Origin of the sequence: Nocardia nova NBRC 15556 (assembly GCF_001613005.1) — a bacterium.
GTDB lineage: Bacteria > Actinomycetota > Actinomycetes > Mycobacteriales > Mycobacteriaceae > Nocardia > Nocardia nova.
Genome location: NZ_BDBN01000001.1, coordinates 47,832 through 69,727 on the forward strand (window position 1 = coordinate 47,832; position 21,896 = coordinate 69,727).

25 protein-coding genes are annotated in these 21,896 nt (G+C 68.5%); 14 read left to right on the forward strand and 11 right to left on the reverse strand.

Annotated features, from left to right (window positions below):
* Positions 1-17: 17 nt before the first annotated feature.
* A complete protein-coding gene (locus tag NN2_RS00190) occupies positions 18-839 on the reverse strand; it encodes a COG4705 family protein (protein ID WP_063009166.1) in 822 nt (273 codons plus the stop codon).
* A 130-nt stretch (positions 840-969) separates the two neighbouring features.
* Between NN2_RS00190 and NN2_RS00195 the strand changes: the two genes are divergently transcribed.
* Positions 970-2,364 carry a sensor histidine kinase gene (locus tag NN2_RS00195; RefSeq protein ID WP_063009168.1) on the forward strand — a complete coding sequence of 465 codons (1,395 nt, stop codon included), beginning with the start codon at positions 970-972 and terminating at the stop codon, positions 2,362-2,364.
* Position 2,365: 1 nt separating this feature from the next.
* Here NN2_RS00195 and NN2_RS00200 read toward each other — a convergent pair whose 3' ends face one another.
* From NN2_RS00200 to NN2_RS00235, 8 genes are all read right to left on the reverse strand, one after another.
* Positions 2,366-3,058: a response regulator transcription factor gene (locus tag NN2_RS00200; RefSeq protein ID WP_063009170.1), complete on the reverse strand. Its 693-nt coding sequence runs from the start codon at positions 3,056-3,058 to the stop codon at positions 2,366-2,368.
* Between the two features lie 41 nt (positions 3,059-3,099).
* Positions 3,100-3,714 carry a hypothetical protein gene (locus tag NN2_RS00205; protein WP_063009172.1) on the reverse strand — a complete coding sequence of 205 codons (615 nt, stop codon included), beginning with the start codon at positions 3,712-3,714 and terminating at the stop codon, positions 3,100-3,102.
* 101 nt (positions 3,715-3,815) lie between these two features.
* Entirely contained in the window at positions 3,816-4,580 is a 765-nt protein-coding gene (locus tag NN2_RS00210; protein ID WP_063910620.1) for an IclR family transcriptional regulator, read from the reverse strand.
* Positions 4,581-4,643: 63 nt separating this feature from the next.
* Positions 4,644-5,378, reverse strand: a complete 735-nt coding sequence (locus NN2_RS00215; protein ID WP_063009176.1) for a DUF8020 domain-containing protein — start codon at positions 5,376-5,378, stop codon at positions 4,644-4,646.
* A gap of 15 nt (positions 5,379-5,393) precedes the next feature.
* Positions 5,394-6,095: a DUF8020 domain-containing protein gene (locus tag NN2_RS00220; RefSeq protein ID WP_063009182.1), complete on the reverse strand. Its 702-nt coding sequence runs from the start codon at positions 6,093-6,095 to the stop codon at positions 5,394-5,396.
* Positions 6,096-6,226: 131 nt separating this feature from the next.
* A complete protein-coding gene (locus NN2_RS00225) occupies positions 6,227-7,072 on the reverse strand; it encodes an alpha/beta fold hydrolase (protein ID WP_063009184.1) in 846 nt (281 codons plus the stop codon).
* Positions 7,073-7,145: 73 nt separating this feature from the next.
* Entirely contained in the window at positions 7,146-7,493 is a 348-nt protein-coding gene (locus NN2_RS00230; RefSeq protein ID WP_063009433.1) for a DoxX family protein, read from the reverse strand.
* A gap of 58 nt (positions 7,494-7,551) precedes the next feature.
* Complete coding sequence (locus NN2_RS00235) at positions 7,552-7,971, reverse strand: hypothetical protein (protein WP_063009187.1); 420 nt, start codon at positions 7,969-7,971, stop codon at positions 7,552-7,554.
* 371 nt (positions 7,972-8,342) lie between these two features.
* Here NN2_RS00235 and NN2_RS00240 point away from each other — a divergent pair, with 371 nt between their 5' ends.
* The 6 genes from NN2_RS00240 (at position 8,343) to NN2_RS00265 (ending at position 13,454) form a co-directional block, all read left to right on the forward strand.
* On the forward strand, positions 8,343-9,335 hold the full coding sequence (locus NN2_RS00240) for a quinone oxidoreductase family protein (protein ID WP_063009188.1): 993 nt from the start codon (positions 8,343-8,345) through the stop codon (positions 9,333-9,335).
* On the forward strand, positions 9,332-10,225 hold the full coding sequence (locus NN2_RS00245; protein WP_063009190.1) for a TauD/TfdA dioxygenase family protein: 894 nt from the start codon (positions 9,332-9,334) through the stop codon (positions 10,223-10,225). Before NN2_RS00240 ends, NN2_RS00245 begins: the two co-directional genes overlap by 4 nt.
* A 57-nt stretch (positions 10,226-10,282) precedes the next feature.
* The gene (locus tag NN2_RS00250) at positions 10,283-11,335 is read left to right on the forward strand and encodes a beta-keto acid cleavage family enzyme (protein WP_063009192.1); all 1,053 of its coding nucleotides are present in this window, start codon (positions 10,283-10,285) and stop codon (positions 11,333-11,335) included.
* Positions 11,336-11,425: 90 nt separating this feature from the next.
* A complete protein-coding gene (locus NN2_RS00255; RefSeq protein ID WP_030515148.1) occupies positions 11,426-12,025 on the forward strand; it encodes an RBBP9/YdeN family alpha/beta hydrolase in 600 nt (199 codons plus the stop codon).
* A complete protein-coding gene (locus NN2_RS00260; RefSeq protein WP_063009194.1) occupies positions 12,022-12,792 on the forward strand; it encodes a CoA transferase subunit A in 771 nt (256 codons plus the stop codon). The genes NN2_RS00255 and NN2_RS00260 overlap by 4 nt, the downstream gene beginning before the upstream one ends.
* A complete protein-coding gene (locus tag NN2_RS00265) occupies positions 12,789-13,454 on the forward strand; it encodes a 3-oxoacid CoA-transferase subunit B (protein ID WP_063009196.1) in 666 nt (221 codons plus the stop codon). Before NN2_RS00260 ends, NN2_RS00265 begins: the two co-directional genes overlap by 4 nt.
* Before the next feature lie 35 nt (positions 13,455-13,489).
* Here the strand turns inward: NN2_RS00265 and NN2_RS00270 are convergent, their stop codons facing one another.
* Positions 13,490-14,521, reverse strand: a complete 1,032-nt coding sequence (locus NN2_RS00270; protein ID WP_063009435.1) for an AraC family transcriptional regulator — start codon at positions 14,519-14,521, stop codon at positions 13,490-13,492.
* A 206-nt stretch (positions 14,522-14,727) separates the two neighbouring features.
* Here NN2_RS00270 and NN2_RS00275 point away from each other — a divergent pair, with 206 nt between their 5' ends.
* The 4 genes from NN2_RS00275 to NN2_RS00290 all read left to right on the forward strand — a co-directional run bounded on the left by NN2_RS00275 (position 14,728) and on the right by NN2_RS00290 (position 18,104).
* On the forward strand, positions 14,728-16,035 hold the full coding sequence (locus NN2_RS00275; RefSeq protein ID WP_063009198.1) for an MFS transporter: 1,308 nt from the start codon (positions 14,728-14,730) through the stop codon (positions 16,033-16,035).
* Positions 16,036-16,046: 11 nt separating this feature from the next.
* Positions 16,047-16,778, forward strand: a complete 732-nt coding sequence (locus tag NN2_RS00280; protein WP_063009200.1) for a DUF8020 domain-containing protein — start codon at positions 16,047-16,049, stop codon at positions 16,776-16,778.
* 84 nt (positions 16,779-16,862) lie between these two features.
* A complete protein-coding gene (locus NN2_RS00285; protein ID WP_063009437.1) occupies positions 16,863-17,201 on the forward strand; it encodes a carboxymuconolactone decarboxylase family protein in 339 nt (112 codons plus the stop codon).
* Positions 17,202-17,327: 126 nt separating this feature from the next.
* Entirely contained in the window at positions 17,328-18,104 is a 777-nt protein-coding gene (locus NN2_RS00290; RefSeq protein WP_063009202.1) for an acyl-[acyl-carrier-protein] thioesterase, read from the forward strand.
* 43 nt (positions 18,105-18,147) lie between these two features.
* Here NN2_RS00290 and NN2_RS00295 read toward each other — a convergent pair whose 3' ends face one another.
* Complete coding sequence (locus NN2_RS00295; RefSeq protein WP_063009203.1) at positions 18,148-18,612, reverse strand: hypothetical protein; 465 nt, start codon at positions 18,610-18,612, stop codon at positions 18,148-18,150.
* Between the two features lie 124 nt (positions 18,613-18,736).
* Between NN2_RS00295 and NN2_RS00300 the strand changes: the two genes are divergently transcribed.
* The 3 genes from NN2_RS00300 (at position 18,737) to NN2_RS00310 (ending at position 21,869) form a co-directional block, all read left to right on the forward strand.
* Positions 18,737-19,357, forward strand: coding sequence for a PadR family transcriptional regulator (locus tag NN2_RS00300; RefSeq protein WP_063009439.1), 621 nt, complete (start codon positions 18,737-18,739; stop codon positions 19,355-19,357).
* A 108-nt stretch (positions 19,358-19,465) separates the two neighbouring features.
* Positions 19,466-20,599: a saccharopine dehydrogenase NADP-binding domain-containing protein gene (locus NN2_RS00305; protein WP_245658464.1), complete on the forward strand. Its 1,134-nt coding sequence runs from the start codon at positions 19,466-19,468 to the stop codon at positions 20,597-20,599.
* A 91-nt stretch (positions 20,600-20,690) separates the two neighbouring features.
* Positions 20,691-21,869, forward strand: coding sequence for an FAD-dependent oxidoreductase (locus NN2_RS00310; protein WP_063009207.1), 1,179 nt, complete (start codon positions 20,691-20,693; stop codon positions 21,867-21,869).
* Positions 21,870-21,896: the final 27 nt, after the last annotated feature.

Here is a 21,896-nt window from a genome sequence, read left to right on the forward strand (position 1 = left end):
CGATGTTCTCCCAGGGCTTACTCGATGGCGCGGATCAGATCGTCGTCGGAGTTCTCCGGTGTGGTCCTGGCCGCCTTCGCGTGGCTGTAGGCGATGCCGGCGACCAGGATGGCCAGCAGGACCGCCGAGGTGCCGTAGGTGCCGAATCCCAGTCCGCCGCTGCTGTGCGATTTCGAGAGCAGATCGCCCGCGGTGGCGCCGAGCGGCCGGGTGAGGATGAAGGCCATCCAGAACAGGACGACACCCGAGATCGGCGTGCAGTAGTGCGCCAGCAGGATGACCACCATGATCGTGCCGATCAGCGCCGCGCCGCCGCCGTAGCCGAGGCCCGAGCTGTCGGACAGGTAGTCGCCGAGCGAGGTGCCGAGGGTGTTCGACAGCAGGATCGCCGCCCAGTACAGCATCTCGCCGCGCAGCGTCCGGATATTCGAGACGTCGTAGGTCTGCCCGCTGAACCGCCAGATCACGAAGACGATCGCCAGGCCGCTGATCAGCAACGCCGCGCCCGCGCCGTAGCCGAGCCCGCCGTCGGTCGAGGTATCCGAACCCGGCCCGCGGTTGATCAGATCGGACATGGTGGTGCCGGCCGTACTGGTCGCGGCGATCACCGTCCAGTACAGGGCGGGATGGAAGCGGCGGGCCCGCAACTGGGCGATGAGGCTCACCACGAAGATGGCGAGGAACAGCAGCGAAGCGGCCGCGTAGCCCAGCTTCAGGGTCTGCGCCAGCAGATCGCCTCCGGTCTCTCCCAGGGTGGTCGCGGCGATCTTCAGAACCCAGAACAACGCCGTGACCTGGGGAAGTTTATATCCGGTCCGGGCCGGTGCCGGGTTGGTCACGTGGTAGTCCTTTCCGGGCCGCGAGCCGGCGACCGTCTCGACACAGGGACGGCGGCATTCTGCCCGCCCGTCGCTGAGACCACGCTGAGATCGTGACGGGCTCGCCGCGGTCGTGGTCGATGATGGGTGGGTGAATCGGTTCCGGCGCTGGATACATCCGTCGCGGTGGGGTGTGCGGATCCGGTCTGCCCTCGTTTCGGCTCTGGCGGTCGGTGTCGTGCTGCTCGTCGCCGCGGGTGCGATGGTCTGGTTGCTGCACCGTTCGCTGATCGACGAACTCGACGCCGCCGCGCAGGCCCGTGCCGGCGAGATCGCGGAGACGCTCGAACACGACCCGGCTCGGGTGCGCGAACTTCCGCGCGCCGAGGACGGGCGCGTCGCGGCGGCCCAGGTCGTCGCGCCGGATGGGACCGTGATCTGGGGTTTCGACGATCCGCACGGAGTACTGGCCACCGCCCCCGCAGGTGCGAGACGGGCCGTCGGACTGTCCGCCTCGCCTGGATACGACGAGGACTTGCGGGTCGCGAGCCGGGTCGCCGAAACGTCCTCGGGCCGCTACCAGGTGTTCGTCGCGGTCGACACCGAATCGGTCGAGCGGGCGGTCGGCCGGGTCGGGGCCTTGCTGGCGGTGGGAGCGCCGATCGTGGTGCTGGCCGCCGCCGTGGCAACGTATCTGCTGGTCGGCCGCTCGTTACGGTCGGTGGAGGCGATCCGCGAGCGCGTGGCCCGGATCGGTGCCACACAGCTCTCGGAGCGGGTGCCGGTGCCGACGCCGCGCGACGAGATCGCCCGGCTGGCCGAGACGATGAACGATATGCTCGCGCGCGTCGAGGCCGGACACCGGGCCCAGCGCCGTTTCGTCGGCGACGCCTCCCACGAATTGCGCAGTCCGCTCGCCACGGTCACGGCCGCACTGGAATTGGCGCGCCACCGGCCCGAAACGGTGGACGCGGAGCTGATCGACGGCACGCTGCTGCCGGAAGCCGAGCGCATGCGCCGGCTGATCGACGATCTGCTGACCCTCGCCGCCGCCGACGAACGCGGACTCGAATTGCGTACGGGCGATGTCGATCTCGACGACATCGCCCAGGCGGCGGCCGTCGCCGCTCGGGTGCGCGGGGGGATAACGGTCGATACGGATATCCGCCCGACCCGTATCGTCGGGGATCCGGAGCGATTGGCGCGGGCGCTGCGCAATATCGTCGACAACGCGGTCGCCCATGCCCGTTCACGGATCCGGATCGCGGTCACCGACGAGATCGCGCCGGGAGCGTCGGGGGGCGCCCGCCTCGTCGTGGACGACGACGGGCCGGGCATTCCCGCGGCCGACCGCACGCGGGTCTTCGATCGTTTCGTGCGACTCGAGGCCGACCGGTCCCGGACGACCGGGGGTTCGGGCCTCGGGCTGGCGATCGTCGCGGAAATCGTGGCCGCCCACGGGGGAGTGGTGCTTGTGGACGAGTCACCTTGGGGTGGAGCACGATTCGTTGTCGAGCTGCCGGTGACGGGACCGCCGGACCGGTGACTCATTCCGGTGCGGCGGTGACTTCCGAGTCGATCAGCCGATAGCCGACACCGCGCAGCGTTTCGATGCTGTTGCTGCCGAACGGCGTATCGATCTTCTTGCGCAGATAACCGATATAGACCTCGACGACGTTCTCCGGCCCGTCGTAGTGCGCATCCCAGACGTTGCGCAAGATCTCGGTTTTGGTGCGGGCACTGCCCTTGTGCCGCAACAGGTATTCGAGCAGTCCGAATTCCCTTGGTGTCAAAGACAATTCGGAATCAGCGCGGGTGACCGAGCGCCGCCGCGGGTCCAATCTCAGATCACCCGCGGCCAGGATTTCGGGCTGCTGTGGGGCGCGACGGCGCAGCAGGGCGCGCAGGCGGGCGGTGAGGACGACGAAGGAGAACGGTTTGGTCAGGTAGTCGTCGGCGCCCAGGTCCAGCGCGTCGACCTGGTCGTAGTCGCCGTCCTTCGCGGTGAGCATCAGCACCGGGGTGGTGATGTCGCGTTCGCGCAGCCGGCGCAGCACCTCGTAGCCGCTCAGTTCGGGCAGCATGATGTCGAGCACGATGACGTCGAAGTCGTCCTCGCTCGCCCACCACAGGCCGTCGGTGCCGGTGTGAGCGTGCTGGACGACGAAACCCTCCAGCTCCAGGCCGCGCCGCAGAGTGGCGGCGAGCCGGGGCTCGTCCTCGACCACCAGCACACGCATCCCTCCAGCATGCCGGATCCATGCGGTGGGCCGCGCGGGTCCTACAACCAGATGCCCGATTCGACGACCCATACGCCGCCGTTGTTCTTGCGGGCGGGCTGGGACAGTTGCAGGGAGACACGCTGTCCGTCCGGCCCGGTCGCGACGGCCAGGTAGGGCCCGCCGTGGGTGATCGCCGGCTGCGACCAGCCGAAGCGTCCGGAGACGAAGGCACGTGCGACGGCGTCCTCGTCCAGCCGCCACGGCTGGTGACCGGCGTCGACCGACTGCTGCAACTGCGCGGCCGCATCGCCGCTGATGCCTTCGCCGGGGAAGGCGGTGCCGGCCGGCGGATGGTCGCCTGCGGTCGGGCCGGACGGCGAGACGACGGGAAGCTCGGACGTTGGGGCAGAGGGGAATTCGGCGCGGCCGGACGAAGGCCGCTCGACACTGCCGGAGCCGTCGTGGGTTTCGACGGTGGTGTTCACGGCGGCTGTCTGCGTCGTCGAGCGGTATTCGGCGGTATTCGGCCCTTCCGAGGCCGGCGAATCGGTCGAGCAGGCGCCGAGGGGTACGGCGACCGCGACACCGACCGCGACGGCGATGACGCGGGGTATGTCCGTGGCCCGGATCTGCCGATGGCCGGATCTGTGCGGGAGTCGGGTGTGGGAGCGCATGGCGTTCTCCTGATGCGATCGGTGCCGTCATCGTGTGATCCGCGCCCGGCCGGTGTGTGTTATCGGCGGTGAGGCGTGTCGGCGCAATCGAGACCACTCCGTCATCGCGACGGGCGTGGGCGATGGTGCTCGCTCACCTGTCGCGACCGCGGTGTCAGCGCGCCGCGGATCTCGGCGGCCGCCGCCCGCACCCGCGGTGCGATGCGCCGCAGCGCCGCCGGACGATCACAGACGACACCCACGGCCGCCGACGCGTCGACGGCCACGGCCACCGCGGCCAGTCCGGATCCGAATTCGGCGTCGTCGTAATCGGTTGCGTGGCAGGCGATTCGGTGCAGCCTGCGGTGTAGTTCAGGGAGATCGACGCCGGGCTCGATATCGGTTACCCGCGCCTCGACATCCTCCGGCGGCAGGTGGGCCAGCGCGACCCGGCCGAGGGTGCTGCGATGCGCCGCCACCCGGGTCCCGACCCGGGTGGGCACCGCCGTCGCCGCCCGGCCGCCGAGTTTGTCGAGGTAGAGCACCTCGCCGCCGTCGAGGGCGCCGAGATGGACGACGGCCGCGGTGGCCAGTAGCAATTCGTGCAGAATCGGCGCCGCGCAGGCACGTAACCGGGACAGCCGCGCGGTGTCGGCGTTCCATGTGCGGACGCGCCGGCCCAGCGCATAACCGTCCGCACTGTGGGTGAGCCACTCCAGCTGGATGAGCTGCCGCACGATCCGATGCACGGTGGCGCGCGGCAGCCGGGTCCGGACGGCGATCTGGCCGAGCGTCAGGTGGCGATCCGGTGCCTGGAACAGATCCATCACCAAGGTGGCGCGCTCGAGCATCGTCAAAGGCAGCTGAGCTGCGGCTACCTCGGACATGTACCGATGGTAGAAGTCACTCGCGCCGCGCGAGGGCCACGTTATCCATTCGGTACGCCGAGCTCACCCGCCGGATCCGGACGCCGATCCGGCGCCGAGGCCGTTCGCGGACCCGCTGGGCAGTTGCAGTTGAGCGTCCGGTGCGCCGGTGCCGTTCGGGTCGAGCATTCCGCCCTGGCCGGCGTAGGGGCTTCGGCCCGGCGGCGCCTGCAGCACCGTGAGGTAATTCCACAGTCCCGCCGCGAGCGCACCCCCGCCGACCAGGACCGTCCCGAAGACACCGCCCGCACCCGCGAACGCCAGGACGGCCGCCGGAATCGTCGCCAGGCAGCCGGGGCCGACCACCAGGCAGGTACTCGCTCCGACCGCGGCGCCGATGAGGGCGCCCAGCACGGTGCCGACGACCGTCCCGATCACGGGGCCGCGCGACATGACGGTCGCGAAATCGTCGAGCGCCAACTGATTCTCCATCGCGGAAGCCGCGGGGCGTCTCGCGATATCCGGTGTCATCGTGAGCGTGCGCCCGCCGTCGCCGACGCGGGTAGCGATGCGGTGGGCGGTGCCGTCCAAGGTGAAGCTCGCCGGCAGCGTCGTGACGGGAGTGCCGCCCACGGTGACGCGGGCGGAACCGTCGTCACCCGCGCTGAACGTACCGGCGGCGAAGCCGCTGAGAACGACGGCGCCAGAGGTGGTTTCGATGCTCGGAGCCGGTGGCTCGGCGGTCGCGGTGGCGACGGTGACGGATGCGGCCAAGGCCGCGGTGGCCGCGGTGAGCACGGCAATCGTACGGCTGGACATCTGCGCCTCCCACGCTCAGCGACCGGTATCCGGCACACCCGGCCGGCCACGCAGATCGGGGGCGTATTCGCTGGTTCCCGGAGGAGCCAGCAGCGTGGTGACGTAGCGGTAGAGCCCCGCCGCGGTGGCGGGACCGCCGCCCAGTACCAGTCCCGCGACGCCGCCCGCGGCTCCCGCGAGGCTGACGATCGGCAGCACGGCGACCACACAGCCGACGCTCAACACCGCACACGAGGCACCCGCCAGGGCGATCCCGAGCCCGATGCCGAGGACCGCGCCCACCGCCGTGCCGATCAGCGCGCCGACCGAGGTGCCGATACTGACCGCGTTGACCAGGTCGTTCATCGCGAGTTGATTCTCCAGCGGCGAGGCGACCGGGGTCGGGGCGTCGCGGCGCAGGCCCGCGGTCTCCGGTGTCAGCGTGAGAGTCGTCGCATCCCCGCCGATCCGCGCGTGGATCGGCATGTGCTGGTCGCCGATCGCATAGGCGAGCGGCAGGGCATCGAGCACGCGGCCCTCATCGTCACGGACAGTGACCGCGGTGCCGTCGGGATCGACGGCGAAGCGGCCGTTGGTCAATTCGACTGTCACCGAGCCGGTATCGGTCGATGCGGCACGGTAGGCGACCACCGCCGGGGCCGGATCGGCCGCCGCGGTCCCCGCCGCGGCCAGTGTCGCGGCGCAGATCGCCACTGTCGTCGAGATCCGAATCTTCATGGGGCGCCCCCTCGTCTCGATCCACCGGGCGCTCGTGACGCCCGGCCCCGGTCCGGGTGCGGTGTCGCGCACGACGTGCGGGGAGCCGGACCGTAGCGCGGCGGATTCGGAAGCGTCCGAAGGCGTCTCGCTCAGCGAGACAGTTTCTCCGTCGTGGCCGGAAGCCCGGCCAGGAAGGTGGTGATCGCCGAGGTGACCGTTTCCGGATCCTCGACCATCGGCAGATGTCCGCAGTCGCTGAGCACGAGACGCTCACGGGGGCGCAATGTTTCGTCGAGCCGGGCGCCGGCGGCGGCCGAGAGGATCCGATTGCGCCGGCCCCAGACGGTGCAGATCGGCGGGAACTCGGGGCCCGGAGTGAAGTCGTCGAGTGCGGCGAAAGCGGGAAAGTCCTGTACCAGCCGGTCGAGCGCGAGCAGGCGGCCGCGATCGGCCCAATGTGATTGCAGGCGTGGGTCGTTCTGCAATTTCCGGTCGCGTCCGCGCGGTCCCAGCTGAGTGGCGACGATCCATGCGACGAGGGGTTTCGGCAGCGAGAGCCGCCGGGCCAACGGCGCGAGCGGCACGAACCGGTCGAACCACATCAGCGGCGCCTGATCTCCGTGCCGCACGGTATTCCAGGTGAGCGGATTGATCAGCACCAATCCGCGCACCCGCGCCGGATCACCGATCGCGAAACTCAGCGACGCCGCACTGCCCAGGCAATTCCCGACCAGTATCACCCGGTTCAGCCGGTACTCGTCGAGAAAGGCCCGCACCATGGCCACATAATCGGCGAGCCGATACCCGTGCGGTTGCTCCGATTCTCCGTAGCCGGGCAGGTCCAAGGCGAACACCTCGTATTCGCCCCGCAACGCGGCCATCTGCTCGTCCCAGATCCGCCGCTGGGCGCCCGCATTGTGGAGGAAGACGACCGGATCGCCGTGGCCGGCGCGGTCGTACACCACGCGCCGCCCCTGATATTCGAATTCCGCCACGACGACTCCTCACTTCTACGAACATCGATGTTCGTGAGTGGGTACGGTACCGCACCCGCGCCGAAAATGCGGGTCAGCGGGCCAATTGCAAGGCCAGGGTCGCGGCGGCCGGGATCAGATACAGCGCCGGGAAGATCGTGGTTCCGTAGGAATGGGCTCGTACCGTGGTTGCCATCGCGCCGAGGAAATACAGAATCAATCCCACGGCCGCGGCCACCCCGATCGCCGGGACGAAGAAGCCCACGACGAGTCCCAGCGCCCCGGCGGATTTGGCCAGGGCGAGCCAGTTCCACCAGCTTCGCGGCACGCCGTATTGATTCAGCGGTTCCACGACGAATTCGCTCTTGTTGAACAGTGAGTAGCCGGAGAAGCCGATCCACAGTGCGGCCGCTGCGCCGACGATGTAATACGCGATGTCCATGCCGGTGTGACGATGCGGCGGGCCGCGGTGTGACATGCAGCCGGGAGCGATGGTGCGATCAGCGTCGCTGCAAGGTGAATCCCGCGAGCGAATACGGGGCGTCGATCGAGGTCGCGGCGGCATTCACGGTGCCTTCCCAATAACCCTGCGGTGCGTCGACGGCGCGCAGGTCCAAACCCGTCGGCATCCCCTCGAACGTCACGTAGGTCTCATCGGGGCCGGCCGCGTTCTGGCGGCCGGTCTTCGAGGAATTCCCGCACACCAGCGTCACGGTCGCACCGTCGACGAAGACCTGCAGGTCGCAGTTGTGCACGGGTGAGCCGACCAAATTGTCGGGGTGCTGGGTGATGTGGTAGGTCCCGGCCGGAAGGATCCCGTTGCGGGGAACTCCGAGGTCGTCGGCAAAGGCGGCGGCCGGCACCGCGGAAAGGGTGGCGGCGGCGAGTGCGGCTCCGGCCGCGGCGCGTCGAACATTCATGGTCCGGCTCCCATCGGTCGATCCATCGAAATCAGCCGGATGCCGGAGTCGTCTCGGGCAACCGGGTCGCTCTGATGGGAGGATTCCCCGCTCCCGCAAACGAAACCAGCGGCGCGGACATCGGCGCGGTGGCGTCGCCTGCGTCTGGCTATCACCGTGTGGACCGGCTAATGATGTCCCGAGATGTTAAGTTCCAAGTCCCGTTGCGGTAAGTATTTGCGCCTGTCTGCGCCTACCGTTGAACGCATCACCCGGTGCCGGACTCGGCGGCGAGCGAACCGCCCGACCGGACGCACCGAGACAGTGCGGACCGTGGATCGCGAGCCCTCGCGGCGTCGATGCTCCGGTCCTGTCGGAAGAGGAGATGTCCTGTGCCACAAGCCTTTCGTTACTACGAGACCGGAGCGCCCGAGGTGCTGCGGTGGGAGCGCGTGGAAGTCGGCGATCCGGGGCCGAACGAGGTGCGGATTCGCCACCGTGCCGTGGGCCTGAACTTCGCCGACACCTATTTCCGTACCGGGCTGTACCCGGCGCCGCTGCCCGCGGGCATGGGCGTGGAGGGCGCGGGTGTGATCGAGGCGGTGGGCCCGGGTGTCACCGACTTCGCTCCGGGCGACCGGGTGACCTATACGGGTAGTCCGCTGGGGGCCTACAGCACGGAGCGGGTGATGCCGGCCGAACATCTGATCGCACTTCCGGACGGCATCGGCTTCGACACCGCGGCGGCGATGACCATGCGCGGCCTCACGGCGGCGTATCTGCTGCGCCGCATCCACCCGCTGCGTCCGGGCGATGCGGTGTTGCTGCACGCCGCCGCGGGCGGGGTCGGCCTGATCTTCACCCAATGGGCAAAGCTGTTGGGTATCACCGTGATCGGCACCGTCTCCTCCGACAGGAAGGCCGAGATCGCGCGGGACCACGGGTGCGATCACGTGATCGTGTACACCCGCGAGGATGTCGCCGAGCGCGTGCGTGAACTCACCGGCGGCGCCGGCGTCCGGGTCGTCTACGACAGCATCGGCAAGACGACCTTCGACTCCTCGCTGAATTCGCTGGCGCGACGCGGGCTGCTGGTGTGTTTCGGCACGGCCTCGGGTCCGGTGCCGCCGATCGACGCGATGAGCCTGGCCGTCAAGGGGTCGTTGTTCGTGACCCGGCCGGCCCTGGCCGATTACATCGCCGACCCGGCCGAGCGCGCCGAACTGGCCGGCGAGCTGTTCGCCCACGTCGCGGCGGGACGCATCCGCATCGACATCAATCAGCGCTACGAACTCGCGGACGCGGTGGCCGCGCACCGCGATCTGGAACAGGGCACGAGCATCGGCTCGTCGGTCTTCACCGTGGGCCGGGAAGGACAGTCATGACAAGCATTGCCCCCGTGCATCTTTCGGCGCGCTCCGCGCCGTTCGGAGTGCGTCCGCTCACCTGCGCCATCGGCGCGGAATTGTTCGATCTGGACCTGGCCGAGGTGGCGCGCGACGACGCTCTGTTCGCCGCCCTGAAGCAATTGCTGCTCGAGTACAAGGTGCTGTTCTTCCGCGATCAGAATATCAGTCGCGCCGAACATGTCGCGCTCGCAGAGCGTTTCGGGCCACTGGAGGACCACCCCGTCCTGGGCAGCGACCCCGAACATCCCGGCCTGGTTCGCATCTACAAGGACCTCGACAGCGCGCCGGAACACTACGAGAACGCCTTCCACTGCGACGCGACCTGGCGGGAGGCTCCGCCCATGGGATGTGTGCTGCGCTGCGTCGAAACGCCGGCCGTCGGCGGCGACACCATCTGGGTGAATATGGCCGAGGCGTATCGCCGCCTGCCCGAATCGGTGCGCTCGCGGATCGCGGGCTTGCGTGCCCGTCATTCCATCGAGGCGAGCTTCGGCGCGATGCGTCCGGACGCCGAACGCCTGCGGCTGCACGAACAGTTCCCGGATGCGGAACACCCGGTCGTGCGCACACACCCGGAAACCGGCGAGAAGGTGTTGTTCGTCAACGCGTTCACCACACATTTCGTCAATTACCACACGCCGGAGAATGTGCGGTTCGGCATCGACTACGCCCCCGGCGCATCGGAACTGCTGAACTACCTCGTCCGGCAGGCGAGCGTTCCCGAATATCAGGTCCGCTGGCGGTGGACCGAGAACAGCTTCGCCATCTGGGACAACCGCTGCACCCAGCATTACGCCGTGCAGGACTACTTCCCCGACGTTCGCAAGATGGAGCGCGCCGGAATCATCGGCGACAAGCCCTTCTGAAGTCACTGAACCACAGTCTATTTCGATACAGCAGCCTATTTCGATCGGAGTACAGCCATGCATTTCCACGACGACGCCTTGTTCCCGGAGAACCAGGAGAAGCTGGTCATCACCAGCGCGCCGTACGGGCCGGAATGGGAGCCCGACGATTTCCGCGAGGATCTGCCGCTGACCATGGAGGAACATGTCCAGCAAGCCGTCGACTGCTACGAGGCCGGCGCCACCGTGCTGCACATCCACGTGCGTGAACTCGACGGCAAGGGTTCCAAGCGCCTGTCGAAGTTCAACGAGCTGCTGGCCGGGCTGCGCGAGGCCGTCCCCGAGATGATCCTGCAGGTGGGCGGATCGATTTCGTTCGCGCCGGAAGGTGAAGGCGCCGAGGCGAAGTGGCTGTCCGACGACACCCGCCACATGCTGGCCGAACTCGATCCGAAGCCGGATCAGGTGACGATCGCGATCAACACCAGTCAGATGAACATCATGGAGTTGATGACCGCCGACGATATCGCCGGCACCTCGATGCAGCGGCCGGAACTGGCCGAGGCCTACCGGGAGATGACCGTCCCGGCCGGACCGGCGTGGGTGGCCGAACATCTGCGTCGCCTGCAGGGCGCGGGGATCCAGCCGCATTTCCAGCTGTCGAGCATTCCGCAGCTCGAGACGGTCGAGCGGCTGATCCGTCGCGGCGTGTACACGGGTCCGCTGAATCTGACATGGGTCGGCATCGGGGGCGGCTTCGACGGACCGAATCCCTACAACATCATGAATTTCATTCAGCGCGTCCCCGACGGGGCTTGCCTGACCCTCGAGACGCTGATGCGCTCGGTGCTGCCGGTCAACGCGATGGCGATCGCCATGGGACTGCACACGCGCTGCGGTAACGAGGACACCATCTGGGGGCGCAAGGGGGAGAAGTTCACCTCGGTGCAGCAGATCCAGCAGCTTGTCCGCATCGCCGGTGAACTGGGCCGCGAGGTCGCCACCGCCAAGGATGCGCGTGAGATCTACAAGATCGGCACCACCTACGCCGACGCCGACGAAACCCTCGCCCGGCTCGGCTACGCCCCCAACCGCAGGCCCGGCCAGGTCGGCTTCACCCACCACGCCTGAGTGGACGTACTCCGTGGGGCGGTCCACCGGCTCCGCCCGCCGGGCCTCCGTGCTCGGCCACACCGACTTGCAGAAAGGAGTTGCAGCACAGTGCACACTGCCCTCGACCCGACCGTGGTGATCGTGCCGGGCCTGCGTGATCACGTTCCCGATCACTGGCAGACGAAACTCGCCGCGACGCTGGAGCGGGTACGTATCGTGCCACCGCTCGAGCAGGACGGAATCGGCCTCGCGGCGCGGGTACAAGCCCTGGATCGGGTGCTGTCGGACGTGGCCGGGCCGGTGGTACTGGTGGCCCACAGTGCAGGCGTGATGATCACCGTGCACTGGGCACAACAACCGACCCGCGATGTTCACAGTGCGCTGCTGGCCACTCCGGCCGATATCGAAAAGCCCTTTCCTCCCGGCTATCCGACGACCGAGCAACTGGACGCCGACGGCTGGTTGCCGATTCCGCGGCGCCGGCTGCCGTTTCCGAGCATCGTCGCGGCGAGCACCACCGATCCGCTGGCATCCTTCCGGCGGGTGGCCGGTATGGCGGAGGCATGGGGCAGCCGGCTGGTCGACCTGGGCGATGTCGGACATCTCAATCCGGCGTCGGGTTTCGGACCCTGGGACCGCGCCGGGGAACTGCTGCGGGCGGCCGTCGACCTGGCCCGCCCGTCCGCGGTCGGTCGGGAGGCGCGATGACCGAGGTGATCATGTCGGCGGCGGCAGCGGTCGCCGACATCTCCTCCGGATCCTCGCTGGCGGTGGGCGGGTTCGGGTTGTGCGGCATCCCGGAGACGTTGATCGAGGCGGTCGCCGCCGCCGGAGCCGACGAACTCGCCGTCGTGTCCAACAATTGCGGCACGACGGCGTACGGCTTGGGAATTCTGCTGGCGGACAAGCGAGTACGCCGCGTCACCGCCTCCTATGTCGGTGAGAACGCGGAATTCGCCCGGCAGTATCTGTCGGGCGAACTCGAAGTCGAGCTCACTCCGCAGGGCACTCTCGCCGAACGGCTGCGCGCCGGCGGAGCGGGTATCCCCGCCTTCTACACACCGGCCGGCGTCGGCACGCTGATCGCCGACGGCGGAATGCCGTGGCGCTTCGGGCCGAACGGCAGCGTGGCGGTCGCGTCGCCGCCGAAGCCGGTGGCCACCTTCGCGGGGCCTGCCGGCCCGAAACCCTATGTGCTGGAGGAGGCGATCACCACCGACTTCGCCCTGGTGCACGCGCTCATCGGCGACACCGCCGGCAATCTGGTCTTCGACAAATCGGCGCGCAACTTCAATCCGCTGGTCGCGGCGGCGGGCCGGATTTGTATCGCCGAGGTCGAAACGGTCGTTCCCGCAGGCGATCTCGACCCGGACCGGATTCACCTGCCCGGCATCTTCGTCGATCGCATCGTGCCCGCCGGGCCGGCCCGGGGTCGCATCGAGAAGCGGACCGTACGGAGCGAGGAGAGGAAATGAGCGGCGTCATCGCCCGTTCCGGATGGGATCGCTCCGCGATGGCGGCGCGGGCCGCGCGAGAATTGCGTCCGGGTGAATACGTCAATCTCGGCATCGGCCTGCCCACGCTGATTCCCGACCACCTGCCCGCCGATATCCGGGTCACCCTGCATTCGGAGAACGGCATCCTCGGCACCGGGCCCTATCCGGTCGAGGCCGAGGTCGACGCGAATCTGATCAATGCCGGCAAGGAGACCGTCACGGTGCTTCCCGGTGCCTCCTTTTTCGATTCCGCGACCAGTTTCGGGATGATCCGGGGTGGTCACATCGATACCGCGATTCTCGGCGGCATGCAGGTTTCGGCCACCGGTGACCTCGCCAATTGGATGGTGCCGGGCCACATGGTCAAGGGCATGGGCGGGGCGATGGATCTGGTGCACGGCGCCCGCCGGGTGATCGTGCTGATGGAGCACACCGACAAATCCGGCGCGCCGAAACTGGTGGACCGCTGCACATTACCGCTGACCGGCGTGGGCGTGGTCCATCGCGTCATCACCGATCTGGCGGTCCTCGACGTCACCGCTTCCGGTCTGGTGTTGCGCGAATGCGCACCGGGCGTGACCGGGGACGACGTCGTCGCCGCGACCGGCGCCCCCGTACTCACCGACATCGGCGGACACTGACCGTTCTCGATCTCGCGATGGTGCGCGAGTTCGGATCATCGACCTGTTTCGCTCTGTCCGCCACTGTCTTTCGACGCAGCCCGACGCCATTGGCTCGGGCTGTGTCCGTGATGGCTGCGGAACCAGCGAGTGAAACTGGCGGGGCTGGAGAAACCGAGCATATCCGCGATCTCGGTGAGGGAACGGCCTTGATTTCCCACCACCCGGCGGGCCAGATCCAGCCGGGTGGTGTTCACGATCTCCGAGTAGGTGCAGCCCTCGTCCGCCAGGCGGCGGTGGACGGTACGACGGTCCACGCCCAGACTGCGCGCGACCTGGTCGGCGGAGCAGCGGCCGGTCGGTAGCAGCATTTCGACGAGTTCCTGGACCCGGTCGCGCATCGCCGTTGCGTGGCCGCTGTCCACGGCGCCGAGCAATTGTTGCGTGTACGGGCGCAGCAGCGGGTCCGACATCGGGTTCGGGGTATCGAGATCGCTTGTGTAGAGCGTGATTCCGGTGAATTCGTGATCGAATGTCAACTGGGGTCCGAACAATCGCAGATGCGTGGTGCGATCCCGCGGCGCGGAATGGGTGAAGGTGGTTTCCGCCGGTTGCCAGCCCGCTCCGAGGAATGCGCGCAGAATTCCCTGCAGCGCTCCCATGGCCAGTTCGGTGGCCTGGCGGGTGCTGCGGTGCTCGCCGATATCCAGACTCAAACGGACGTGGGCGATCCCGTTGCGTTCGGTGAGGCGTATGTGCAGCGATTCGTTGTAGGTGTGCTGATGGCGCACCATCAGTTCGAGGGCGCTGCGCACATCGGGTTCCTCGCGAATCACCAGACTCAGCGGGCCCAGATTGGACAGTCGCCGCCGTTCCGCGAGCAGCAGTCCGAAATCCTGCCGGCCGGATTCCGCGGCCGAACGCTCGAGGAGTTCGGTGACGGCCGCGGCGGGCACCCACCGGTCCTGCAGGCTCAGGCCGGCCGGATCGAGTCCGGCCTCGCGCAGCAACCGGGCGGGATCGAGCCCGAGAGACCGGCCGAGATCCACGTAGTCGTTCAAGGCCGCGTATCGCGCCAGGGGCTTCATCAGCGCCTCGCTGTCCCAGATTGTTCGCATCCGTGTCCCAGAGAGTAAAGCACGATAGGACCGGCGCCCCTACTGTTGTCTCCATCACAGCGAGGTGGCCGCCCGATGTTGCCGGTCGGCCACAGGGCTCGAGCGTTTCGGCGCCTCAGCGCCCGCACCTTCCCCAGCTCCGGCGGGCGTCGCCCGCCGCGTTCGTAGGAGCACCCATGCAGTTGAACACCACCCCTGAGCTTCCCGCCGCGCAGGCCTCGGCCGTATCGACCGGCCGTACGCGGCGCTACCCCTGGCTGGTCTTCGCCCTCGCCTTCGGGCTGTTGCTCGCCGACTACATGTCCCGCCAGGTCCTCAGCGCGGTCTTTCCGCTCCTGAAAACCGAATGGGGCCTGACGGATTCACAACTCGGATCACTGAACAGCGTGGTGGCGCTCATGGTGGGCCTGTTGACGTTCCCTCTCTCGCTGCTGGCCGATCGCTGGGGCCGGGTGCGCAGCCTGGTGCTGATGGCGACGCTGTGGAGTATCGCCACCCTGCTGTGCGCGCTCGCGTCGAACTATCACCAGATGCTCGGCGCGCGATTCCTGGTCGGCGTCGGGGAGGCGGCCTACGGCAGTGTCGGGATCGCGGTGGTCCTCGGCGTGTTCGCGCCGCGGGTGCATGCCGCGCTGAGCGGTGCCTTCATGGCCGGGGGTTCGTTCGGTTCGGTGCTGGGTGTCGCGGCCGGCGGCGCGATCGCGGTACACCTGGGATGGCGGTGGTCGTTCGTCACCATGGCGGTCGTGGGCCTGCTGCTCGCGGCGCTGTTCGCCGCGCTGGTCGACGAGCGGAAACTCGCTCGGCACGCCGACGCGGAATCGGTCGAACCGGCGACGCACACCGAATTCCGGGCGCCCGTCTCGTCGCTGTTCACCAACCCGGCGGTGCTGTGCGCCTACGTCGGTGGGGGCGTGCAGCTGTTCGCCGCCGCGGTGCTGCTGGCGTGGACGCCGAGCTTCTTCAATCGGGTCTACGGTTTGGCGGCGGATACCGCAGCCGTCGCCGCTGCGGGTGTCGTCCTGCTGGTCGGCGCCGGAATGGTGTGCTGCGGCATCGTCACCGACCGGATCGGCCGCCGCGACCTGTCGCGCAAATGGCTCGCCGCCATCGTGTTCTGCTCGATCTCGCTGATCTGCCTGACGCTCGGATTCAGCATCGAACACGGTGCGGCACAACTGATTCTGATCGGCGTCGGCGCATGGTTCTCGGGCGGTTCCTCCGGGCCCACCGCCGCGATGGTGGCCAACCTGACCCATTCGTCGGTCCGCGCCTCCGCGATGGGAACGCTGACGCTGTCCAACAGTCTGCTCGGAATGGCCTTGGGCCCCTTCGTCGTCGGCGTGCTCGCCGACCACTACGGCCTGAGCGCCGCACTACGACTCGCCCCGCTCGCCTATCTCGTCGCGATCGCCGCACTGGTGGCCGGTCGCTGCCTGTACCCGGCCGGGCTGCGCACACTCGCCGCTGTTCACAACCGATGATGAGGAAACCGATGAAATTCACGACACCCGCACTGATCACGGCGCTCGGGATCACCGCCGCCGCCGTCACCACCGGCACCGCTCATGCGGAACCGGACCGCGCCGCGGTGCACTACGAGATCGGCCGCCAGGCGGATTCTGCCCTGGTGACGACTTCGGACGGCAAGCTGAAAGTGGTTGCGGATCAATTGATTCTCACCGACCGTGCGGATCGGCCGGTCGCCGCCGTACCGCTGACCTTCGCCGTCGACGACATCGCGTATCCGATCACCGCCCGCATCGACGGCTCCACCGCGACACTCACCCCGGACCGCGGTAACGGGCGGCCCACCCAGGCGCGTCGCGATGTCGTCTCGGTCCGGCAGGCGGCGGAATCGTTCACGCCACGCGATTCACAGGCGCTGGGCGCGTTCGGTCAGCGGGTCGCCATCGCGGCCGGAGTCAGCGCGGTACTGGGCGCGGTCATCGGCGGCGGAATCGGCTGCCTGGTCGGCGGCGCCGTCGGCGCGGCGATCTCCAGTCCGGTGATCGTGCTCCTGGCGCCGTTCGTCGGAGCCACCGTCGCCGGCTGTGTCCTGGGCGCCGCCACGCTCGGCGCCGTGGGATCGATGGCCGGTCTCATCCTGGCCGGTGGGCCCATCACCCTGTTCTCCGCCATCCAGTACTTCTCGACGGTGCTGGCGCCGTGCCCGCCCGAGCTGCCCTACTGCAAGGACCCCGCACAGCCCGCACCCGCCAAGTAGTCGGCCGCCGGATTCTTCGACCACATCTCAGGAGGCATCGTGTTCGATTCGCCCGCACCGGTTTCCACACCGGTCGTCGACGGCATGCGGGCCGGCGGAAGCTGGAACCCGCTGTGGGATCAGCTCTACGAATGGGACCCGGAATGGACCGAACGGTTCATGGCCATGAACGCCACACCGATCGCGCGCCACATCTTTCCACCGGAATTCGTCGAATTGCTGAGCATCGCGATCGACGCGTCCTGCACCCACATGTACGCCCCGGGCGTGCGCCGGCACATCCGCGCCGCACTGGACTTGGGTGTGCCACCCGAACAGATCCTGACGGTCCTCCAGATGGTCAGCGTCCTCGGCATCCACGCCTGCAACCTCGGCATACCCATCCTCGCGGAGGAACTCGGCGAACCCCGGCCGGACCGATGACGCAGCAGTCCGATCGGTAGCGTCGATCGATCAGGTGGGGTCGCCGTGCGCCTGTGCCGCCGTGTTGACGCCGGGGGTCCGGGCTCGATCGCTACGCTGGCGCGGTCCCCGGGAAAAGGAGCGTTCATGGGTGCCGCTGTCGATCGGTTGGCCGAGATCGCGTTTCCGCTGTCGCCGTGTCCGGACGAGAGCCGGGCGTTTCACGAACAGTGGCCGGTGCGGCTGGGGGACACCGATGGGGACCAGCGGCTGCGGCTCGATGCGGTGGCGCGGTATCTGCAGGACATCGGCTACGACCACCTGCAAGTGGTCGAGGACGGCGATCTGCATCCGGGGTGGATCGTGCGGCGGACCGTGATCGACGTGCTGCGGCCCATCGAATTCGGGGATCGGGTGCATCTGCGGCGCTGGCCGTCCGCCCTGTCGAATCGGTGGTGCAACATGCGCATCCAGGTGCGCAGTGAGAACGGCGGCCTGATCGAGACCGAGATGTTCCTCATTCACGTCGATATCGAGGCCGGTCGGCCGGCGCGGATGACCGAGCGCTTCATGGCGCCGATGCGCGCCGCCACCGTCGAGCACCGCCTGCGGTGGCGGGCCGCCTTGCGGGAGGGGGCCGGTGACGACGCCGAATTCCGTCCGTTTCCGCTGCGGGTCACCGATGTGGACCGCTACGGGCACGTGAACAACGCGGTCCATTGGGAGGCTGTGGAGGAGGCGCTCGCGCGGTTCCCCGACGCACCGGCGCCGCCCTATCGGGTGATTCTCGAACACGCCGGGCCGGTGATGGGCGCCGACGAGGTGCTGATCCGCGCGTGGCGGGATGCGGGCGCGCTGCGTGTGCAGCTCGAAGTCGACGGCAGCGCACGCACATTGGCGCGGATCGAACCGCTCACGCGCTGACGATCCGCGCCGGGCGTTTGCCGCCGCCCGGCGCGGTCCTCGGTCATCGCGGCGCGTTGGCCGGGTCGGCGAGGGTCGGGGTGCGTCCCTGCCGATGTGCCTGCTGGGCATCGTCGAAGAACTCGCGGCTGAACAGTGCCGAGAGGATCGCGATACCGCCGCGGTGAACGCGGAACTCGCTCTTGGTGCTGGTTCCGGTCAACCGGACGACTCGGCCGGCGGCATCCTGCGGCCGAGCGAAATCCTTCACCCGGCCACGCCCGGTCCACTCCAGGTCGCTGTGCTCGACGACCGCGTCGTCGGGAACCAGCAGCTTGACCATGGCGTGGTCCACGTCGGCATGGACGACGATCGGGTCCTCGCCCTCGATCCACGGCGAGCGCAGGTCGATGACGACGCTCGCGTAACGGGCCTTCACCTCGAAGGCGGTGGCGTGGGTCCAATCGCCGAGACGCTTGGCGGTTTCGTGATCGGCGTGAATGCGGACGGTGTCGGTCGTGAGGGTCATTGTTCTGGTCCTTCCGGATCTCAGTGGTCGGGTTCGCCTGCCTCTCAATAGTGACACACAAACTAGTATCGAAGCAACTAGTCTTTCAAAAACTAGTCTGGTGGCACCTAGTAGGATGGGTGACATGCCCACCTCCGACCGGTTCAAGCGATCTCCGCTCGCCATGGCGGTGCTCGGCATCCTGCACCTGGAGCCGATGCATCCGTACGCCATCCAGCGCCGCATCAAGGAGTGGGGGAAGGACAAGGTCGTCAATGTCGGGCAGCGCGCCCAGCTGTACAAGACGATCGCGCGCCTGCAGGACGCCGGTCTGGTGGCGGTCCGCACCACCGGTCGCGACCAGCAGTATCCGGAACGCACGGTCTACGAGATCACCGACGCGGGCCGCGATGCCTGCACGGCCTGGCTCACGGACATGCTCGCCGTGCCCCGCAACGAATTTCCCGAATTCCCGGCCGCCCTGTCGTTTCTGATGCTCCTCGGTCCCGACGCGGCCCGCGAAGAACTGGAGCGCCGGCTGAAAGCGTTGCGTGCCGAGCATTCCGAGCTCGAGACCGGCCTCGCGCAGGCCACGCGGTTCGGCCTGCCGCGTGTCACCATGCTCGAGGACGAATATCAGCGTGCGGTCACCGAGGCCGAAATACGGTGGCTGGAAGGCGTTGTCGCCGCCCTCGCCGACGGGACGCTCACCTGGTCGTGGGAGTCGCTGGCACGGTTCCGGGACCAGGCCGCCCCCGGCGACTAGATATGCCACCGCCGGGTGCGGCTCGACGGCCCTATCGTCGGTTACGGTGCCGACGTCGAGACGAACCGGCACGAACCGCCGGCGACCAACAGGACACAGGGGATGGCAATGGCAAAGATCGTGTTGTTCGGAGCTACCGGATATACCGGCCGCCTGACCGCTCGAGCCCTGCTCGATCGCGGCGCCGAGCCGGTATTGGCCGCTCGTAACGCCACCGCGCTACAGCAGCTCGCGGCCGATCTCGGCGGCGTCGAGACCGCGGTGGCCGACGTAGCCGATCCCGCATCGGTGCGCGCCCTGCTCGATCGCGGGGACGTGCTGGTGACGACGGTGGGACCGTTCCTGCGGTACGGCGGCCCGGCGCTGGAGGCGGCACTCGAGGCGGGTGCGCACTACTTCGACTCGACCGGCGAAGGCCCGTTCATCCGCCGGGTCCTCGATCGCGACGCCGACGCGCGCCAGGCGGGTGTCGCCCTGCTGACGGCCTTCGGATTCGATTACGTCCCAGGCAATCTGGCCGCCGCCCTCGCGCTGCGCGACGCGCCGGACGCCGCCCGAGTCGACATCGGCTACTTCATCGCCAGCCCCGGCACCAGCGGCGGCACCCGCGCATCCATGGTCGGCATGTTGTTCGAGCGCGGCTTCGCCCTTCGCGACGGTGACATCGTGCCGGAGCGAACCGGGGCCCGGACGCACACCTTCGAGGTGGAGGGCCGCGCGCTCACGGGCGCCTCGATTCCGGGGTCGGAACACCTCGTTCTGCACCGCGCCCATCCGAACCTGCGCGAGGCCGACGTCTATCTCGGCATGCCCGGCGGCGCCGCCCGTGTGCTGCAGGCGACCTCCCTCGTCACGGACACCGTCGCCCGGGTGGCGCCCGTGAAGCACATGGCCGAGAGTGCCTTGAATGCCCTGGTCAAGGGTTCGACCGGGGGCCCGATGCGGCCACCCGGGCCCGGACGCGCACCTGGTCGGTCGCCGAAACCCGCGACGCCACGGGCCGAATCCTGTCCTCTGCCACCCTGGCCGGCGTCGACCCCTACGACTTCACCGCCGCGATCCTCGCCTGGGGCGCGCACACCACGCTCGCCGGTGGTCTCGTCGGCACCGGCGCCCTCGGGCCGGTCGAAGCCTTCGGCCTGGAACCGCTCACCGCCGCGGCGGCCGATGCCGGACTGCGCGGGGCCACACCCGCGTAGACTGACTTCCGGACGTGCGAAGACCCGGCCGGGTATGGGTTAGTCCCGGTGACGCGAACCGTTGAACACCGCACCTTCCGCAGGTGTGACCTGTACGTCCCTTCCGATGATGTTGCATGCGAAGGGACTCGGTCATGTCGAAGTTCACTGTTGTTGTCGCCGGAGCCGGGCTGGGCGGGCTGGCCTTGGCGCACGGGTTGTGCCGCCGGGGCATCGATGTCGTTGTGTACGAACGTGATTCCGCCGTGGATACCCGGCGTCAGGGCTACCGGCTGCATCTGGACGCCGCGGCACGACGTGCGCTGCACCAGGTGCTGCCCGCGTCGCTGTGCGCACTGTTCGACGCCACCACGGGCACCCCGAAACCCCGATTCACGGTGCTGGACACCGAACTCGGTGAACGGTTCGCCCAGGATTCGGCGGAGCCGGCCTACGCGGTCGACCGCCTGACGCTGCGCCGCATCCTGCTCACCGGTATCGACGACCGCGTCGTCTTCGGCAAGGCGGTCGTCGGATACCGCACCGAGGGCGATCGGATCGACGTTCGTCTGGCCGACGGCGACAGTGTTCGCGCCGACATACTGGTCGGCGCCGATGGGATCAATTCCGTCGTGCGCCGGCAGTATCTGCCGCATGCCCGGATCGTCGACACCGGTGTGCGCCAGCTCTACGGTGCGATCGCGCTGAACGCGCGGACGCGGAACTTGTTCGACGACAGCATGTTCGGCATCTTCAGCATGATCGCCGGCCCGGACCGGAATTTCGTCGGCGTCGCGCCCGTCGAATTCCCCGAGGACCCGGCGACCGCGGCGGCCCGCCTCGTGCCGGCCGCGAACCTGCCGTCCGTTCCGGACTACATGACCTGTTCGTTCGGCGCTCGCGCCGAGTGGTTCGGTGCCGTGGAAACGTCCCTGCGCGACCTCGACGGCGGCCGCCTGAAAGATCTCGTCTCCGCCGCGGTCCGGACCTGGCATCCACGCATTCGCGCGATCGTCGACGCCTGCGACCCGGCCGGTATGTTCGCCCTCCCGCTGCGAACCAGCGTGCCGATCCCGGCGTGGCCGACCACGCCGATCACCCTGCTGGGTGATGCCGTGCACGCCATGAGTCCGGCGGCGGGATCCGGCGCCTGCGTCGCACTACGCGACGCGGCCGACCTGGCCGAGACTCTCGAATCCGTTGTGGCAGGGAAGGATCGGCGTTCCGCGCTGCACGAGTACGAACGACGTCTGATCGACTACGGATTCACCGCGGTCCGCACCGGGGCAGCCGACGGACACCGCTTTCTGGGGCAGAACCCGCTGCCCGCGTAGGGGGCGGGACGAGGGCCGCGATCCGGC

Excerpts from the sequence above, each read along its gene's own strand:
- NN2_RS00205 (WP_063009172.1), bottom strand. The coding sequence starts at position 3,714 with ATGCGCTCCCACACCCGACTCCCGCACAGATCCGGCCATCGGCAGATC.
- NN2_RS00230 (WP_063009433.1), bottom strand. The coding sequence starts at position 7,493 with ATGGACATCGCGTATTACATCGTCGGCGCAGCGGCCGCACTGTGGATC.
- NN2_RS00210 (WP_063910620.1), bottom strand. The coding sequence starts at position 4,580 with ATGTCCGAGGTAGCCGCAGCTCAGCTGCCTTTGACGATGCTCGAGCGC.
- NN2_RS00285 (WP_063009437.1), top strand. The coding sequence starts at position 16,863 with ATGCGGGCCGGCGGAAGCTGGAACCCGCTGTGGGATCAGCTCTACGAA.
- NN2_RS00260 (WP_063009194.1), top strand. The coding sequence starts at position 12,022 with ATGACCGAGGTGATCATGTCGGCGGCGGCAGCGGTCGCCGACATCTCC.
- NN2_RS00265 (WP_063009196.1), top strand. The coding sequence starts at position 12,789 with ATGAGCGGCGTCATCGCCCGTTCCGGATGGGATCGCTCCGCGATGGCG.
- NN2_RS00235 (WP_063009187.1), bottom strand. The coding sequence starts at position 7,971 with ATGAATGTTCGACGCGCCGCGGCCGGAGCCGCACTCGCCGCCGCCACC.
- NN2_RS00220 (WP_063009182.1), bottom strand. The coding sequence starts at position 6,095 with ATGAAGATTCGGATCTCGACGACAGTGGCGATCTGCGCCGCGACACTG.
- NN2_RS00215 (WP_063009176.1), bottom strand. The coding sequence starts at position 5,378 with ATGTCCAGCCGTACGATTGCCGTGCTCACCGCGGCCACCGCGGCCTTG.
- NN2_RS00295 (WP_063009203.1), bottom strand. The coding sequence starts at position 18,612 with ATGACCCTCACGACCGACACCGTCCGCATTCACGCCGATCACGAAACC.
- NN2_RS00310 (WP_063009207.1), top strand. The coding sequence starts at position 20,691 with ATGTCGAAGTTCACTGTTGTTGTCGCCGGAGCCGGGCTGGGCGGGCTG.
- NN2_RS00280 (WP_063009200.1), top strand. The coding sequence starts at position 16,047 with ATGAAATTCACGACACCCGCACTGATCACGGCGCTCGGGATCACCGCC.
- NN2_RS00245 (WP_063009190.1), top strand. The coding sequence starts at position 9,332 with ATGACAAGCATTGCCCCCGTGCATCTTTCGGCGCGCTCCGCGCCGTTC.
- NN2_RS00270 (WP_063009435.1), bottom strand. The coding sequence starts at position 14,521 with ATGAAGCCCCTGGCGCGATACGCGGCCTTGAACGACTACGTGGATCTC.
- NN2_RS00200 (WP_063009170.1), bottom strand. The coding sequence starts at position 3,058 with ATGCGTGTGCTGGTGGTCGAGGACGAGCCCCGGCTCGCCGCCACTCTG.
- NN2_RS00300 (WP_063009439.1), top strand. The coding sequence starts at position 18,737 with ATGCCCACCTCCGACCGGTTCAAGCGATCTCCGCTCGCCATGGCGGTG.
- NN2_RS00275 (WP_063009198.1), top strand. The coding sequence starts at position 14,728 with ATGCAGTTGAACACCACCCCTGAGCTTCCCGCCGCGCAGGCCTCGGCC.
- NN2_RS00290 (WP_063009202.1), top strand. The coding sequence starts at position 17,328 with ATGGGTGCCGCTGTCGATCGGTTGGCCGAGATCGCGTTTCCGCTGTCG.
- NN2_RS00250 (WP_063009192.1), top strand. The coding sequence starts at position 10,283 with ATGCATTTCCACGACGACGCCTTGTTCCCGGAGAACCAGGAGAAGCTG.
- NN2_RS00305 (WP_245658464.1), top strand. The coding sequence starts at position 19,466 with ATGGCAAAGATCGTGTTGTTCGGAGCTACCGGATATACCGGCCGCCTG.